At 74.5% G+C, this 16,477-nt stretch carries 11 protein-coding genes and 1 tRNA gene; 5 read left to right on the forward strand and 7 right to left on the reverse strand.

Annotated features, from left to right (window positions below; genetic code table 11):
• Position 1: 1 nt before the first annotated feature.
• The 6 genes from ettA to ACSLIC_RS07515 all read right to left on the reverse strand — a co-directional run bounded on the left by ettA (position 2) and on the right by ACSLIC_RS07515 (position 9,475).
• Positions 2–1,666: an energy-dependent translational throttle protein EttA gene (ettA, locus tag ACSLIC_RS07490; RefSeq protein WP_436736893.1), complete on the reverse strand. Its 1,665-nt coding sequence runs from the start codon at positions 1,664–1,666 to the stop codon at positions 2–4.
• Positions 1,667–1,965: 299 nt separating this feature from the next.
• Entirely contained in the window at positions 1,966–3,372 is a 1,407-nt protein-coding gene (locus ACSLIC_RS07495) for a Cys-Gln thioester bond-forming surface protein (RefSeq protein ID WP_436736894.1), read from the reverse strand.
• Between the two features lie 392 nt (positions 3,373–3,764).
• Complete coding sequence (locus ACSLIC_RS07500; RefSeq protein ID WP_436736895.1) at positions 3,765–4,550, reverse strand: single-stranded DNA-binding protein; 786 nt, start codon at positions 4,548–4,550, stop codon at positions 3,765–3,767.
• A gap of 181 nt (positions 4,551–4,731) precedes the next feature.
• Entirely contained in the window at positions 4,732–6,603 is a 1,872-nt protein-coding gene (locus ACSLIC_RS07505; protein WP_436736896.1) for a GTPase, read from the reverse strand.
• Positions 6,604–6,610: 7 nt separating this feature from the next.
• Entirely contained in the window at positions 6,611–8,293 is a 1,683-nt protein-coding gene (locus tag ACSLIC_RS07510) for a dynamin family protein (RefSeq protein ID WP_436736897.1), read from the reverse strand.
• Between the two features lie 567 nt (positions 8,294–8,860).
• Positions 8,861–9,475 (reverse strand): hypothetical protein, encoded by a 615-nt coding sequence (locus ACSLIC_RS07515; protein ID WP_436736898.1) that lies wholly within the window; start codon positions 9,473–9,475, stop codon positions 8,861–8,863.
• A gap of 371 nt (positions 9,476–9,846) precedes the next feature.
• On the opposite strand from ACSLIC_RS07515, the gene ACSLIC_RS07520 reads away from it, so the two are divergent.
• Together ACSLIC_RS07520 and ACSLIC_RS07525 are read left to right on the forward strand one after the other, a co-directional pair.
• The gene (locus ACSLIC_RS07520; RefSeq protein ID WP_436736899.1) at positions 9,847–11,070 is read left to right on the forward strand and encodes a CapA family protein; all 1,224 of its coding nucleotides are present in this window, start codon (positions 9,847–9,849) and stop codon (positions 11,068–11,070) included.
• Between the two features lie 313 nt (positions 11,071–11,383).
• Positions 11,384–11,459, forward strand: a tRNA-Arg gene (locus ACSLIC_RS07525).
• Between the two features lie 406 nt (positions 11,460–11,865).
• Here the strand turns inward: ACSLIC_RS07525 and ACSLIC_RS07530 are convergent.
• Complete coding sequence (locus ACSLIC_RS07530) at positions 11,866–12,723, reverse strand: aldo/keto reductase (RefSeq protein ID WP_436736900.1); 858 nt, start codon at positions 12,721–12,723, stop codon at positions 11,866–11,868.
• A 372-nt stretch (positions 12,724–13,095) separates the two neighbouring features.
• On the opposite strand from ACSLIC_RS07530, the gene ACSLIC_RS07535 reads away from it, so the two are divergent.
• The 3 genes from ACSLIC_RS07535 (at position 13,096) to ACSLIC_RS07545 (ending at position 16,476) form a co-directional block, all read left to right on the forward strand.
• A complete protein-coding gene (locus ACSLIC_RS07535; RefSeq protein WP_436736901.1) occupies positions 13,096–13,920 on the forward strand; it encodes a TrmH family RNA methyltransferase in 825 nt (274 codons plus the stop codon).
• Positions 13,921–13,965: 45 nt separating this feature from the next.
• Complete coding sequence (locus tag ACSLIC_RS07540) at positions 13,966–14,325, forward strand: hypothetical protein (RefSeq protein WP_436736902.1); 360 nt, start codon at positions 13,966–13,968, stop codon at positions 14,323–14,325.
• 549 nt (positions 14,326–14,874) lie between these two features.
• On the forward strand, positions 14,875–16,476 hold the full coding sequence (locus tag ACSLIC_RS07545; protein ID WP_436736903.1) for an alpha/beta fold hydrolase: 1,602 nt from the start codon (positions 14,875–14,877) through the stop codon (positions 16,474–16,476).
• Position 16,477 lies beyond the last annotated feature (1 nt).

Below are 16,477 nucleotides of genomic sequence, written 5' to 3' on the forward strand. Positions count from 1 at the left end.
GTCAGCTCCGGGTCAGCTTCTTGTAGGTGGCGCGGTGCGGACGGGCCGCGTCGGCGCCGAGCCGCTCCACCTTGTTCTTCTCGTACGACTCGAAGTTGCCCTCGAACCAGAACCACTTGGAGTTGCCCTCGTACGCCAGGATGTGCGTGGCGACGCGGTCCAGGAACCAGCGGTCGTGGGAGACGACCACGGCGCAGCCGGGGAACTCCAGCAGGGCGTTCTCCAGCGAGGAGAGCGTCTCGACGTCCAGGTCGTTGGTGGGCTCGTCGAGGAGGAGGAGGTTGCCGCCCTGCTTGAGGGTGAGCGCGAGGTTGAGGCGGTTGCGCTCACCGCCGGAGAGGACGCCGGCGGGCTTCTGCTGGTCCGGGCCCTTGAAGCCGAAGGCGGAGACGTAGGCGCGCGAGGGCATCTCGACCTGGCCGACGTTGATGTAGTCCAGCTCGTCGGAGACGACGGCCCACAGCGTCTTCTTCGGGTCGATGTTGGCGCGCGACTGGTCGACGTAGCTGATCTTGACGGTCTCGCCGACCTTGATGGAGCCGGAGTCGGCCTCCTCCAGGCCCTGGAGCATCTTGAACAGCGTGGTCTTGCCGGCGCCGTTCGGGCCGATCACGCCGACGATGCCGTTGCGCGGCAGGGTGAAGGAGAGGTCGTCGATGAGGACCTTGTCGCCGAACGCCTTGCTGAGGTGCTCGACCTCCACGACGACGCTGCCCAGGCGCGGGCCCGGCGGGATCTGGATCTCCTCGAAGTCCAGCTTGCGCATCTTGTCGGCCTCGGCCGCCATCTCCTCGTACCGGGCGAGGCGCGCCTTGGACTTGGCCTGGCGGCCCTTGGCGTTGGAGCGGACCCACTCCAGCTCTTCCTTGAGGCGCTTGGCGCGCTTGGCGTCCTTCTGCCCCTCGACCTTGAGACGGGTCTGCTTGGTCTCCAGGTACGTGGAGTAGTTGCCCTCGTAGCCGATGGCGCGGCCACGGTCGAGCTCCATGATCCAGCCCGCGACGTTGTCCAGGAAGTACCGGTCGTGGGTGATGGCGACGACGGTGCCCGGGTACTGGGCGAGGTGCTGCTCCAGCCAGTTCACCGACTCGGCGTCGAGGTGGTTGGTGGGCTCGTCGAGGAGGAGCAGGTCGGGCGCCTCCAGGAGCAGCTTGCAGAGCGCGACGCGGCGCTTCTCACCACCGGAGAGGTTGGTGACGGCCCAGTCGCCGGGCGGGCAGCCCAGCGCGTCCATCGCCTGCTCCAGCTGGGCGTCGAGGTCCCAGGCGTTCGCGTGGTCCAGCTCCTCCTGGAGCTTGCCCATCTCCTCCAGCAGCGCGTCCGAGTAGTCGGTCGCCATCTGCTCGGCGATCTCGTTGAACCGGTCGAGCTTGCCCTTGGTCTCGGCGACGCCCTGCTGGACGTTCTCCAGGACCGTCTTGGACTCGTCGAGCGGCGGCTCCTGGAGCAGGATGCCGACGGTGTAGCCCGGGGAGAGGAACGCGTCGCCGTTCGACGGCTGCTCCAGCCCGGCCATGATCTTCAGCACCGTCGACTTACCGGCACCGTTGGGCCCGACGACGCCGATCTTCGCGCCGGGCAGGAAGCTCAGCGTGACGTCGTCGAGGATCACCTTGTCGCCGTGCGCTTTACGCGCCTTGCGCATGGTGTAGATGTACTCAGCCAAGAGAAACCGTCCGGCAGTCTGGATCAGGCGTGTGGGTGGTCAGCTCCGCCGTGTGGGCAGATACACCCATCTTGCCGCACGGGCGGCGCACGGCGAAAACGGGTACCACAGGGGGCTCGCGGTCCGGCGGCGGCCCGGGGTCCCGGGCCGCCGCCCTACGCGCGGAACGCCGGGGCCCGCCGGAGGGACGGGCCCCGGCGCCGGGGCCCGGGACCCGGGTCAGGGCGGGGTCCCGTGCGGGGGTCCGCCGCACGCCGGGACGGCGGCGGACCGACGGCGCGCTGCCGCGCCGGGACGGGTCAGCTCTCGGTGGAGGCCTTCTTGCGGCGGAGCAGGAGGACGGTCGCGCCGCCGATCACCACGAGGGCCACGGCGATGCCGCCGATGACGGGGGTGGCGCTGGAACCGCCGGTGGCGGCCAGGTCCTGGCCGTCGCCGCCGACCGGGGTGCTGCGCGCGGAGACCGGGCTGGGCTCGCTGGACGGCTGCGCGCCACCACCGGTCTCACCGGCGGTCTTGCAGTCGAGGACACCGGTGACGCGCTTCTCGAAACCGTTCGGGCCGGTGATCGTGAAGTCGTACGCCTGGTCCTCCTTGAGCGGGACCGTGACCGTCCGGGTCCTGCCCGCGGCGATGGTGTGCTCGACGCCCATCAGCTCGAAGGTGAAGTCCTCGTCGCCCTGGTTGGAGGCGATGAGGTCGACACCCGAGGCGGAGCAGTTCTTCTCGGCGGACACGGCCGGGACCGGGCCCTTGCCCGCCCAGTTGGCGGTGGCCGTGGCGGAGACGGTCGACTCGCTGGAACCGGCGAGGATCTGGGTCTGGCTCTTGGTGTCCGAGGCGAAGGCGCGGCCGACCGGGACGGTGGTGGACGCCTGGACGGTCAGCGTGGCGCTGCCGCTGTGCTCGGCGCCCTCCTCGGCGGGGGGCACGTCGAAGAAGAGGCGGCTGCCGTCGGCGGCCTCGGTGACGGGCTTGCCCGCCTCGTCGACCACGGTGGCGCCGGCGGAGGCGTCGGCGGGACCGGTGACGCTGACGCTGTCGGCGTCGGTGTGGACGGTGACCGGACCCAGCTTCTCGCCGGCCTTGCCGGAGACGGCCGGCGGGTCGAGGGTCAGCGACGCCTTCGGCTCGGCCAGCGCCCGCGCGCTCTTCTCCAGGTAGTCGGCGAGCTTCTCGGCCGCCGGGTCGAGCGCCTCGACGTCGGCACCGTCGGAGTAGCGCCAGATGGCCACCTGCGTACCGGCGGCGGCCGTCTTCTCGGTCAGCGCGCCCGCGCCGGCCTTGCTCGCCAGCGCCGCGAGGTCGTTCACCTGGGGGAAGGAGTTCTGGAGTATCCAGCGGATCTTCCCGGCGTCCTTGTTGGCGTTGAGGGAGGTCGCGTCCCAGGCGGTCTCCCGGTACTTCGCCTCCTTCTGCGTGGGGTTGTGTATGTCGATGCAGTACGTCTGGAGCGAGCCGCCGCCGTCGACCACCATCTCGAAGAGCCCGGCGGACACCCTCTGGTCTCCGCCCTGACCACGGATGACGGCCTGGTCGTACGTCTTCAGCCCGCTCAGCGTGGCCGAGGCCCCGCCAGGGTGCCCGGCCGCCGCCTCGTCGGCCGCCGCGGTCCCGGCTCCGGTCAGGGCACCTGCCGCGACCAGGCCCGACGCCACGGTCGCCGCCGCCAGGCGCGAAATGGCCCGACTTCTAACAGAAAACATGCAATTCCCCTCCGGGCGGGACGTGTTCACGAGGGGGGAAGTCGTCCCGCCAGCAGAATCAAGTGCCCCGTGAGCTACGCCGGGCATCCTAGGAGGCGAAGGAGAAGCCTTGCCCATGAGAGCTTCCGGCCAATCGATCCGCGTCGGAATCGTTATTGACGGGGCGCCAGAAGTCGGGGGGAAGGGGCGTAAGGAAGGCATAGGCGGCCCATGGGGAGGGGGCGGGGGTTGTTCGGCTGTATGGGGCACGGCACGGGGGAAGGTCGAACCGGCTCAGGGCCGCGCGGCGGGCCGTGGTCCCGTTGCGGGTCGTGGTCCCGTTGCGGGTCGTGGTCCCGTTGCGGGTCGAGGGGCACCCTTCCTGACGGCGGTGACGGGCACTGCCCCCGCCCTCAGCTCTCCCCGCCCTTCCCGTCTCCACCAGCGCCTTCCCCGCCCTCCGCCAGGCCCCGCCCCTTGGCGCCCACCCGCCCCTTCGAGGCGGCCCGCCCCCGCCGACGTGCCCCGGCTCCCGCTCCCGCTCCCGAACCAGCACCAGCACCAGCACCAGCACCAGCACCAGCACCAGCACCAGCCTGAGCCTCAGTCACCGCATCCCCATCCGCACCGGCGTCGGCACCCGCACCCCCGTCGACACCACCCCCCGCTCCCCACTCCCCACCAGCCCCCACGCCACTCGCACTCCAATCAGGCTCCACCCCTGATGAAGCCGCCCCGCCCCCTTCCCCGCCGGCGCCGCCCGTACCCCCCGCCGCCCGCTGCGCCGCCGCCGCGGAACGGCTGTCCTGGGTCCCCGTCGCACCCGGCCACGTACCGGCCGGCTTGCGGACGCGCCGGAACGCCGCCGTGCCCCGGGTCAGGTCGTGGCCGACCGAGGCGGCGTCGATCTCGGCGGTGGTCCACTGCTGGCCGCCCCGTTCGGTCTCGCGGACCCGCAGGCGGCCCTGGACGATGACGGGCTCCCCCACGGTGACCGAGGCCGTGACGTTGGAGGCCAGCTGCCGGGTGGTCCAGACGGTGTAGAAGCTGGTCGGGCCGTCGGTCCAGGTCTGCCGCTCCCGGTCCCAGCGGCGCGGTGTGGCCGCCATCCGGAAGCGGGCCATGGGGCCGTGCGCCGACTCCCGGTACACCGGGGTGGTCGCCACGTTGCCGACCACGGTGACCATCGTCTCGTTCATCTTCGTCCACTCCCCGCCAGGCGCGGAGGGAGGCCGCGCGGACCGCCCGCGCCGTCACCTGCCCACCGGTGCCCGGGACGGCCCGGCCCTCCGGCCCGGCTCTCCGGAGCCGTGCCGGGGCCGGTGCCCCGCGCGCCGCCCACTCTGGCCGGGCCGCGAAGCGCCTGTTCGGGCCTGTGGGTTACCGACCGGTTGTGGACAACTCGCCCACCCGGCCGCCGGTACTGCCGCCCGCTCGCCCCCGGGCACCGCTCCCGCCCACCGGGTCGAGCACCCGCGCGTACCGCTCACGCACCTCCCGGTACCGCAGGAGTTCCGCCGCGACCGGGTCGAGCACGCGGGCCCGTCCGCAGCCGGCCGCCGCGTCGCGCAGCGCCCGTTCGGCGTCGGCCCCGTACCGGCGGGCGGGCCCCCGGGCGGCCAGCCTGCTGCCGTACTCGACGCACGGGCCGCCGACGATGCCCGCGAGCATCAGCAGGACCGGCGGCAGGAGGTCGGGGGGGAACACGCCCAGTACCTGCGCCAGCAGCCAGACACCGCCGACGACCTGGAGGAGCGTCATCGACACCTGGGCCAGCACGGCGACCGGCCACCAGCCGGGCCGGGGCGGGCGGGCCGGCGCCGGCTCGGGCGCGGTGAGGCCGTCCAGGGCCTCGGGCAGCCCGTCGGCGCCGCGCCCCGCGGCCTCCCGCACGGCGCCGGCCCAGGGCGCGGGCAGGCCCGACGCGGCTTCGTCGGCGACGACGCGGACGGCCTGCTCGACGCGCTGGCGGGCCGTGGTCGCCTCGCCGTCCGGGATGTCGCCGGGCGGCCGCTCCGCGGTACGGGGCGCGCGGCGGGCCTCGTACCAGCGCCACAGGCGCAGCCACGGAGTGCCGCAGGCGCGGTTCGCGTTGCGGCGCCAGGCGCGTTCGGCGGCCTGGCCGGCGGCGGCGGCGCCGACGGCTTCGGCGAGGCGGTCGGTGAACGCCTCGCGGGCCTCCTCGCTGAGTCCGACCCGGCCGGTCGGCACGTAGACGGGGCGCAGCCGGTCGGCGGCGGCGTCGAGGTCGGCGCCGATGCGGCGGGCGGCGGCGCGGCGTTCGGAGGTGAGCTGGCCCAGGCAGTCGCGGAGTTCGCCGACGCCGTCACCTGTGAGGGCGGAGAGGGCGAGGACGGTGGCGCCGGGTTCGCCGTGCTCGCCGAGGGCGATGCCATCCTCGTCGAGGAGGCGGCGCAGGTCGTCCAGGACCTGGTCGGCGGCGTCCTCGGGGAGCCGGTCGACCTGGTTGAGGACGACGAAGGTGACCTCGGCGTGCCCGGCCATGGGGCGCAGGTACCGCTCATGGAGGAGGGCGTCGCCGTACTTCTCCGGGTCGACCACCCAGATCACCGCGTCCACGTGGGCGAGGACGCGGTCGACCTGGGCGCGGTGTTCGGCGGCTGCCGAGTCGTGGTCGGGCAGGTCGACGAGGACCAGGCCGTCGAGGGGGCCGGGCCCGTCGGGGCCCTGGACGGGGCGACGGCGCAGGCGGCCGGGGATCTCCAGGCGGTCCAGGAGTGCGGCGGCGCCGTCGGTCCAACTGCAGGCGAGCGCGGCGGAGGTGGTGGGGCGGCGGACGCCGGTGTCGGAGATGGTCACTCCGGCGAGGGTGTTGAAGAGCGTGGACTTGCCGCTTCCGGTAGCTCCGGCGAGGGCGACGACGGTGTGTCTGCGGGAGAGGCGGCGCCGGGCGGCCGCGTCGTCCAGGACGCGGCCGGCCTCGGCGAGGGTGGCGGCGTCGACGCGCGGCCGGGAGAGCCCGGTCAGTTCGCGCAGGGCGTCCAGACGGGCCGACAGGTCGTCGGCGGCGCCGCCGTCCGCGTCGGGCGCGGGCCTTGTGGTGGGCGGCGCGGGGAAGCCTGGCACCGCGGGCTGCCCGCCCCCGGGGGCGGCGGCCGCACGGCGGGCGATGAGCCCGTCGTCCCAGGCCCCGGAGTCGGCGGCGGCCCCGGCCGGGGGCGGGGGGCCCTCGCTCTCCCGCGTCTCCTCTGCTTCCTCGGTCTGCTGGGCGTGCTCGGCGGTGCTGGTCACCGTCGCGTCACCTCTCCTTCTGAAGGACCGACAGGGCGGCGATGAGTTCGGCCTGCGGCTCGGGGTGGACTCCGAGGCTTTCGACGGCGGCCAGCCGCCGGTCGCGTTCGGCGTGCACCGCCCGGTCGAGGTACTCGTCGAGAAGGCGTCCGGCCCGGTCGCGGAGCCGGGTCGCGCCCTGGGCGCCGACGCGTTCGGCGAGGCCCTTGCCCGCGGCGCGGCCCCGGCGACCGCCGAGCAGCACCGCGCCCAGGAGTCCGGCGACCGCTTCCGGGTCGGGTGCGGCGGCCCGTTCGTAGCCGCGCAGTTCGTCCTCCACGTACTCGTCCAGCACGCGGCGCCAGCGGCGTACGGCCATGCCGAGGCGGTGCTCGACGGCGGCGTGGTCGGGTGGGTCGGCGGTGAGCCGGTCGGCGCGGGCGGCGGGTTCGGTGTGCCAGGTCTCCTCGACGGCGGCGTCGGCGGCGGTGACGGCGCACAGCGCCAGGGAGACGAGCCCGTCGACGAGGGAGTCGAGGAGTTCGGTGCCGGTGCAGTCGAGGGGGAAGCTGCGCCAGCGGTTGACGGCGTCGCCGGTCAGGACCTCACCGTCGTCGAGCCGGGCGCGCAGCCGGTCGTACTGCCCGGCGTACGCGTCCTCGACGGCGCCGGTCAGGCGGAGGGAGGCGGCGTACTGGGCGGCGACGGCGGAGGCCAGTTCCGGCATGCGGGCGCGCAGGGAGTCGAGGGCGCCTTCGGCGGTGCGGGACATGGCGTGGCGGCGGGCGTCGGGGTCCTGGGCGCGGTGGGTGAGCCAGGCGCGGAGGGGGGCGACGGCGGTGGCGGGGAGGAGGCCGCCGGCCCCGGCGGATTCGGGGAGTTCGGGGACGGTGAAGCGGGGGACGTCGCCGAGCCCGGCTTTGGTGAGGAGCGCGGCGTAGTGCCGGGAGACCTCGGCGACGAGCTGGTGCGGTACCCGGTCGAGGACGCTGACGAGGGTGGCGTCGTGTTCCTTGGCGGTGCGCAGGAGGTGCCAGGGGACGGCGTCGGCGTAGCGGGCGGCGGTGGTGACCATGACCCAGATGTCGGCGGCGGCGATGAGTTCGGCCGCGAGCAGGCGGTTCCCGGTGACCAGGGAGTCGATGTCGGGGGCGTCGAGGAGGGCGAGGCCGCGCGGGAGGGTCGGCGCGGTCTCGACGCGCAGCACGGGGGCGCCGGGGCCGCCGGGGGTGTCGTCGTCCTCGTCGTGGTCGGGGTCGGGGTCGGGAGTGCCGGTGTGCCGGGTGGGGTGCGGGATGCGGGCGAGGCCGGGCAGGACGCGTCCGGCGCCGAACCAGTGGTGGTCGTCGGGGTGGCAGACGAGGACCGGGGTACGGGTGGTGGGGCGCAGGACGCCCGCTTCGCTGACCTGCCGTCCGACCAGGGAGTTGACCAGCGTGGACTTGCCCGCGCCGGTGGAGCCGCCGATGACCGCGAGGAGGGGGGCCTCGGGGGCGCGGAGGCGGGGCAGCAGGTAGTCGTCGAGCTGGGCGAGGAGTTCGTCGCGGCTGACGCGGGCTCGGGGGGCGCCGGGCACGGGTAGCGGGAAGCGCGCGGCGGCGACGCGGTCGCGCAGGGCGGAGAGAGCGTCCAGGAGCTGAGGCCGTACGTCCAAGGTCACCACAAGCGAAGAATGCCCAATTTTGGCGCCATTTTGAAGCGTATGGGGCATTTCCGCGCGGCTGTCACCTGGCGGCGGGGCCCGGCGGCGGCCGGGGAAGGAACTCGCGCCGCCGCGGCAGAGCGGCGCACAGGTCTCCGCGATTCCCCGATCGCCGGACACGGGAAGGGAACGCCGGCCCCGAGTCGCGCCCCGCGACGCCCTCCCCGGCCACGCCCCGGCGCACCCTCGCACGCCTCCGCCCGCCTCGAAGGTCTCCCGGAGATCCGGATCTACAGTGGCATCGTCGGCCCGACGTACAGCGGCATCGCGTTCCAGGCCGACCACGTCGGCGGCCAGCCCCGGCACCCGTCAAGGGCACCGCCCCCACCGACCACCGACCACCGGGTCACCGGTCACCGGGTCACCGGCACGAAGAAGCCCGGTGCGGCGCCGCCTTCGACGCCAGGTCCGGCTTCGGCCTCCGGGCTGACGAGGCTCCGGAGGCGGAGCGGGTCCCGGCCGTCCGGCGAGGCCGCCGTCGACCCGCGGCAGCCCCGCCCCGCACAGCACACCGGGCCCGCGCTCCGCCGAGGAGCGTGGGCCCGGACACGTCGGCACACCGCCGTGGGCGCGGACTCAGGAGTTCGCGAACTTCCAGATGAACGGGTCGGTGTCGCTGTCGGCCGCCCACTGGACGGTCACTTCCTTCGCCCCCTCCGGCACCATGTAGGTGTCGCAGAGGACGTGGCTCTCCCCGGCCTTCCAGTCCTTGACCTCGGTGCTCTTCTCGCAGCCGGGGGCGTCGTCGGAGGCGCCGATCAGGATCGTGCCGCGCTGCCCGTCCGCGTACAGCTCGATCTCGCGACCGACGTCCGGGTAGTCGGCGACCGGGCCGCCGTCCTTCACGGTGAACTCGACGTGCGCCACGGCCGGGACCAGGCCGGCCGCCTTCTTCGGGTCGGAGACCAGCTTCTTGGTGTCCTCGGCGGTACCGACGTCGACCTTCTGGGCCACGATCTCGTAGGTGACCTTGGTGCCGCCCTCGTCGAACTCGCTGGTCGCCTTCTCGCCGGCCGCCAGCTCGCCGCCGCCCTTCTCCTCCTCAGCCTTCTCCTTGGCCGGCTCCTTGGAGACGGACCCACCCTTGTCGGTGGTGGCGCCCGCGCCGTCGTCCCCGCCGCACGCGGTGAGGGCCAGCGCCAGCACGCCGACGGAGGCCGCCGAACGCAGCCACAGCTTCTTCTTCGACACGTACAACTCCCTGGTAGGCACGCCCCGACCCCCCTGCCACGCCCGGTCACGGGCATCCGGCACCCGTTTCGCGCGGCGCGACCGCCCCGTACGGAACGGTCGGCGCACGCCGGGTGACGGGGCGTGAACGTACAGCCCGCACCCTAGGCGGCGGGCGGACCGATTTGCCCGGTCCCGGCGGAACCTCCACGAGACGTCGACCGAATCCCCCTACCCGAAAGGGTTGGGGCGGCCGGACCGCACCGCCGTCCGCCACGCCTGCCGGGTGACGCCGCTGCTCCGTTGCGCCGAGGCGCCCACTCCCTCCGCATGCCGTTCGGTCGGATCATCACATAACTGGAGGTAACGCCCCCACCCTCACGGAGTCGGCCATGCCCCCGCCCCACCACCGCACCCTCACCCGCCGCCGCACCGCCACCCTGGCCGCGGCGCTCGCCCTCGGCGCCCTGGCCGCCGGCTGCGCCGGCCCTGAACCCGCGCCGCCCGCGCCCCGGCCGGGCGCCGCCGCTCCCCCGACGCCGGGGCCCGGGCGGTTCACCCTGGTCGCGACCGGCGACATCCTCGCCCACGACGCGGTGATCCGGCAGGCCGCCGCCGACGCCTCGGGCGTACCCGACCGGGACGCGGGACCCGACCCGTTCGCGCCGGAGAACGACGGGCGGTACGACTTCGGGCCGATGCTGGCGGGCGCCCGCGCCGTCACCGCCGGCGCCGACCTGGCCGTCTGCCACCTGGAGACCATCGTCGGCGAGGACTACGGGCCGTTCACCGGATACCCCCTGTTCAAGACACCCCCGCACATCGCCCGGGCGATCCGCGGCGCCGGCTACGACACCTGCTCGACCGCCTCCAACCACTCCATGGACGACGGCGAGGAGGGCGTCCGCAGGACCCTCGACGCCCTGGACCGCGCCGACGTCGCCCACACCGGTACCGCCCGGGCGCCGGAGGACCGCGCCCGGCCGCTCCTGCTGCGCGCCGGGGACGCCCACGTCGCCCACCTCTCCTACGCCCACTGGACCAACAAGGAGGTCCCGCCCGGCAAGCCCCACCTCGTCGACGCACTCGACCCGGACCAGGTCGTCGCCGACGCGCGGGCGGCCCGCGCCGCCGGGGCCGACGTCGTGGTGGCCAGCGTCCACTGGGGTACGGAGTGGCAGGAGGCCCCCGACCGGCAGCAGCGCGCCGTCGCCGAACAGCTCACCGCCTCCCGCAGCGAGGGCCGCCGCGACATCGACCTGATCCTCGGCACCCACGCCCACGTCCCCCAGGCGTACGAGAAGGTCAACGGCACCTGGGTGGTCTACGGCATGGGCGACCAGGTCGCCGGCGAGATGACCGACCCGCGCGGCCAGCTCGGCTCCGCCGCCCGCTTCACCTTCACCGCGCCCCGCAAGCCCGGCGCCGCCTGGGAGGTGGCCTCCGCGGAGTACATCCCGCACCGCATGGCCAACGACCCGCTACGCCTGGTCAACCTCGCCCGCGCCACCGAGGCCCCCGCCCCGGCCCCCGAGGACACCGCCGCACTGGCGGCCGTCCGCAAGGCGGTGCTGGGCCGGGGCGCCGACCGGGACGGCCTGCGGATGGGGCGCTGACCCCGCGCCGCCATCCGCCCGAACCGGTGCGCTCGCCGACCGGGTCGGCCCACTCTCACACCGTTCCCGATCGCCCCGTATGGCGGGAAAGGTCAGATCTCCAGGTGACGCAGGTATAACGAGTGCACAACACCCACCGCACAAGGCGTCAAAAGAACTGCGCGATCGGCACTCACCTGCGATTATCGCTGTGCTTCACCGAACCTCCACATCATGCCACGCGCGTGAAGCAACCGGGCCAGCCCGGCCGGAGCCCTATCCTTGTGCCCGGCCACAGCCCCCGGACCACCCGGTACCCGGGCACACCGCACCGGCCCCCGTAGCTCAGTGGATAGAGCAGGCGCCTTCTAAGCGCTTGGCCGCAGGTTCGAGTCCTGCCGGGGGCGCCAGCGACACCACGCAGGGTGGGTCGTGTTCCGGGCGCGTGGCGGCGGCCCTGTCGATCAGCGAGGTTCCAAGCACAGGGTGGAGGGCGCGGGCCGAGTCGGCTATTGGCCCTACTTCTCCCGGTAGGCGGCGTCCACGCCGGTGCTGCCGTCGGCGCGTTCGGACTCCAGACGCAGTTCTCCCGCCGCTCCGATCCGCTCCAGGCCGGAGGGTTTCCAGGGGGCCGTGGTGCTCGCCTTCCGTGCGGTGTCGGGCTTCGGTCAGAGAGATCCCGAAGGTGCGGGGCAGGCCGGGGACGGCTCCGCCGGATGCGCTTCCGTAGGACTCCCGGCCAGCTCACGGCCTCCGGCGGCCAGGAAGCCCGGCTCGCCGGCATCGGCCGCGACACCGGCGCGAGGCGGTCCGGCGTCACTTGCCGCTGTAGACGGGGAAGACGCTGTCCTCGCCGTAGTCCACGTCCCGCAGGTCCCGCAGGGTCTCCATGTCGGCCTCGGAGATCGCGAAGTCGACCTCGGCGTTGGAGCGCATGTGGTCGGGGTTGGCCGTCTTGGGCAGCGACACCGTGCCCAGTTGCAGGGTGTAGCGGACGCACAGCTGCGGGACGGAGACCCCGTACCTCTCCGCCATCGCCTTGACCTCGGCGTTCTTCAGGATCGCGCCGTGCGCGATCGGCGAGTACGCCTCGACCAGGATCTGCTCGCTCTCGCAGTACGCGAGCAGTTCGGTGGGGGTGTTGCCGGCGTGTACGAGCAACTGGTTCACCTGCGGGGCGACGGTGGCGCCCCGCAGGATGTTCTCCACGTCGTGGCGCTGGAAGTTGGAGACGCCGATGGAGCGGATCTTGCCGGCCTGGTGGGCCTCCTCCAGGGCGCGCCAGGCCGCGCGGTTGCCCTCGGCGTAGTCGCCGCCGCGGAAGTCGTCCCACGGCTGCGGGCTGTGGATCAGCATCAGGTCGATGTGGTCCAGGCCCAGTTCGTCGAGCGAGCCGTCGATCGCGGCGAGCGCCCGATCGTGGTCCTTGATCTCCGCTGCGAGCTTGGTCGAGACGAACAGCTCCTCCCGGGGCACTCCCGAGGTGCGCACCCCCTCGCCGACGCCGCGCTCGTTGCCGTACGCCTGGGCGGTGTCGATGTTGCGGTAGCCGATCCCCACGGCCGCGCGGACCGCGTCGGCCGCCTTGTCGTCGTCGATGAACCAGGTGCCAAGACCCAGCCTCGGGATCTCGGCGCCGTCTGCCAGCCGGTAGGTCTCGTCCAGGACGGTCATGCCGTCGCTCCCTTCTTCGGCAGCTGCCCGTACACCTCGTCGGTGACCGGTTCGAGCCACTCGTTGCCGAGGTCCTCGCCCGGTGTGGTGAAGGCGATGTGGGAGAGCCCGCGTCCGCCTTCGCACCGGAGGCCGCCCGCGTCGCCGGGTGCGGCGTCCGGTCGGGGCCTGCGAAGCGTGCGGCCCGGCCCGGCGAGGTCCTTGTCCCACAGTGGAAGAGGCCAAGGGGTCGCGCAACCGAGGAGTCGGCGAAGCGCCGCAGGGCCGCACCCGCCGGCCCCCGCACCCGCCCCAGGTACGCTTTCCCATTCGCTGGTGCGGTTTCCGCCATGATCGGGGCGCATCGTCAGTGTCGATCATGTTGGAGGACGGATGCCGGCCGTGCAGCGGGTCACTTCTCGAAACGCGCGGTTCCAGCAGTGGGAGGCGTTGCTCGGGAACCGGAAGAAGCGCAATCAGCTGCGGGAGTTCCTCGTGCAGGGCGTGCGGCCGATCTCGCTGGCCGTGGAGTACGGGTGGCCGGTGACGACGCTGCTGTACGACGGGAGCCGGAAGCTGTCCGGGTGGGCCCGGGAGCTGCTGGGGACGGTCGGGGCCGAGCGGGTCGCGCTGGCGCCGGAGCTGATGGCGGAGCTGGGGGAGAAGAGCGAGGGGGCGCCCGAGGTCATCGCCGTGGTGGAGGTGCCGGCGGACGATCTGGACCGGATCGGGACCGGGCCGGACTTCCTGGGTGTGCTGTTCGACCGGCCGACCAGCCCGGGCAACATCGGGAGCATCATCCGGTCGGCGGACGCGTTCGGGGCGCACGGGATGATCGTCTCGGGGCACGCCGCCGACGTGTACGACCCGAAGAGCGTGCGGGCGACGACCGGGTCGTTGTTCTCGCTGCCGACCGTACGGGTGCCCTCGCCGGCCGAGGTGCTGGACTGGGTGGAGCGGCGGCGCGCGGGCGGCCGTCCGCTCGTGCTGGTGGCGACCGACGAGAAGGGGGACGCGGACGTCTACGACTTCGACTTCACCCAGCCGGTGCTACTGCTGGTGGGGAACGAGACGTCGGGGCTGGCCGGGGCGTGGCGCGAGCGGTGCGATGTCACGGTGAGCATCCCGATGGCGGGGGCGGCCAGTTCGCTGAACGCGGCCAACGCGGCGACCACGGTGCTCTACGAGGCGTCCCGGCAGCGGGCCGCCGCCAGGTGAGCGGCGCCGCTCGGGGCGGCCCACCGGGGATTAGACTCGGGTTCCATGTCGAAGACTGACGCACTGCTCGTTGACGTCGCCGCGCTGGTGGAGTCCGGGCGCAGCAATCAGATGTCTCTGACCGTGGTCACCGGGGGCGCCGTCATCACGGGCCGGCTGGCTCCCGAGGCCGTGTGGCGCGAACGCGTCTCGGAGGTCCTGGCGGACTCGGTCCAGCTCGGCGCGTTCGCCGCCGTCTTCACCGACGAGCGGCGTGAGGACGGTCCGCCCCGGCACCTGCACTTCCACGTGGCGCGGATTCTCCAGGGCACGGTGGGCATCCCCGAGACGGGCGGCATGTACCGCGTGGCGATCGAGGACGTCAGCGCGTGGACGGTGGGGGACTTCAGCTACTCCGACAACTGAGCGGTGGGGGCGCCGGGCCCCCGGCCGTCACTGCGGTACGACCGTCTCGTTCGACCCCGCCCGCGGCGTCATGCGTCGCCGCAGGCGGGGTTTCACGCTGCCCGGCCCGGCGACGCGGCGCACGCTGAGGCGGCCTTGCCGCGGCGGAAGGGGACGGGCGGAGCCGGTCCGGCGGCGGGCTCGGCAGGGGGCGCGCGGGGCCGCCCGGCGTACGGCTCGTCCCCCCGGACCGGCGCCGGCGGTATGTCTCCGGTACGCGGGCGGAGCCGGGAAGGTGCGGCGCGTTCACGCGGGGCCGGCGGGCGCACGGGCTGCTCGCCGGCGAGGGCGGACTGCGGCGGCGAGGGGCTCTCGGACGGCGTGGTCGGCCGAAGACGCGGGAGACGCCGCGTCTCGGCACGCGCTGGTCCGACGCGCGGCAAGGGGGCCCGGCCCCCGTCCACGTCGCCACCCGGTCGGCTCAGGGCCGGGGCGCGTCGGCGGGGCGGGAGGGCCGGGGTGCCTATCGTCGGCGGGGCTGGGCTCGGGTCTGTCGCGGGTGGAGGTGTGGTGGGCGGGCGGTCGTGGGGTGTGCGGGTGGTGGCCGGGGTGGTGCTCGGCGGGGTCCTGGCGAGCGGCTGCGCGGACGGTGACGGCCGTCAGCAGGCGGCCGGGAGCAGGGAACAGGCGCGGGTCGGCGAGCTGGCGTGGGGTACGTGCCCGGAACCGAGCGAGGCCGAGGCGCAGGTGTGGGGTGCGGCGGAGCACCGTCCGGCGTACGCCCAGCACGCGGCTCGACTGCGGTGCGGCACGCTGACGGTGCCCCTCGACTGGGCGGCGCCCCGGGGGCGGCGGCTGGAGCTGGCGGTGGCGGTGCTGCCCTCCACGGGCGGCGGGCGGGCCGAGCCGCTGGCACTCAACCCGGGCGGCCCCGGGGTCTCCGGACGGCTGATGCCGGTGGGCGTCGCGGGCGGCGGCGCCCGGGGCCTGCTGGACCGCTACGACCTGGTCGGCCTCGACGTGCGCGGCACGGGCCGCTCCCGCCCGGCCGCCTGTCCGGCCGCCGAGTCCCTGGACGCCGGCCCGCGGCCCGCCGCCCCCGCCCGCCGCTTCGCCCGCGCCTACTGGGACCGGCTGGCGCGCGCCCACGCCGCCTGCGCGGAGGCCGACCCCGCCTGGGTCGCCTCCCTGACCACCGCGGACGCCGCCCGCGACCTGGAGGCGCTGCGTACGGCACTGGACGCGCCCCGGCTCCACTACTACGGCGTGTCCTGGGGCACCAGCCTCGGCGCCACGTACCGCACGCTCTTCCCTTCCCGCTCCGGCCGGATGCTGCTGGAGTCGGTCATGTCCCCGGACCCGGACCTGCGCGGCCTGCTGGAGGGGGTGACGCGGGCGCGGGAGGAGCGGTTCGAGGGGTTCACCGGCTGGCTCGCCGGCCGCTCGGGCCGCTACCGGCTGGGCGCCACCACGGGCGAGGTACGCACCCGGCTGCTGGCCCTGCGCGACCGGCTGACGGCGCGTCCGCTGCGCACCCCGGCCGGGACGTACGGGCGGGCCGAGGCCGACCAATACCTGGACGCCGAGCCGGCCGGCCGGGCGGAGGCGGCGACCGCGCTGGTGGCGCTGGCCCGGGGCCGGGCGCCGGGCGGGGGCGGCGACGGGAAGGCGCGGGCCGCCGCGCCGCCGCTGGTGGCGCCGTTCGCGGGCACCGCCCTGCTCTGCTCCCAGGTGACCCACGCCGGGTCGTTCGCGGAGCAGTGGGCGGCCTACGGCGAACGCCGGGCCGCCTACCCGGTGCTGGGGGCGACCCGCCCGATGATCCCCGGCAGCGGCGAGGTCCCGGGCACCAGCACGTGCGCGGGCCTGCCCGCCCCCGCGCGTCCGCCGGTGGAGCCGGGCCGGGCCGGTGGCCCGCTGCTGCTGGTGGCCCACCGGGACGAGGTGGTGACGCCACTGCCCTGGGCGCGGGCGATGCGGGCGCGTACCGGGGGGTCGCTGCTGGTGGTGGCCGACGGGGAGCACGGGACTCTGGCGAGTGGGGGGTGTGCGGGACGGGTGACGGCGTTCTTCGCGGGGTCGGACGAGCCGCCCGTACGGGAGGCGGTGTGCGAGCCGAGAGGTGCCGCGTCCGGGGCACGGCCCCGGGACGATCGGGGGCATGTCGCCTAAT

The organism is Streptomyces sp. BBFR102 (assembly GCF_051397025.1).
Classification (GTDB): domain Bacteria; phylum Actinomycetota; class Actinomycetes; order Streptomycetales; family Streptomycetaceae; genus Streptomyces.

Coding starts and splice junctions, on each gene's coding strand:
- ACSLIC_RS07495 (WP_436736894.1), bottom strand. CDS start 3,372: ATGTTTTCTGTTAGAAGTCGGGCCATTTCGCGCCTGGCGGCGGCGACC.
- ACSLIC_RS07500 (WP_436736895.1), bottom strand. CDS start 4,550: ATGAACGAGACGATGGTCACCGTGGTCGGCAACGTGGCGACCACCCCG.
- ACSLIC_RS07510 (WP_436736897.1), bottom strand. CDS start 8,293: ATGCCCCATACGCTTCAAAATGGCGCCAAAATTGGGCATTCTTCGCTT.
- ACSLIC_RS07520 (WP_436736899.1), top strand. CDS start 9,847: ATGCCCCCGCCCCACCACCGCACCCTCACCCGCCGCCGCACCGCCACC.
- ACSLIC_RS07530 (WP_436736900.1), bottom strand. CDS start 12,723: ATGACCGTCCTGGACGAGACCTACCGGCTGGCAGACGGCGCCGAGATC.
- ACSLIC_RS07535 (WP_436736901.1), top strand. CDS start 13,096: ATGCCGGCCGTGCAGCGGGTCACTTCTCGAAACGCGCGGTTCCAGCAG.
- ACSLIC_RS07540 (WP_436736902.1), top strand. CDS start 13,966: ATGTCGAAGACTGACGCACTGCTCGTTGACGTCGCCGCGCTGGTGGAG.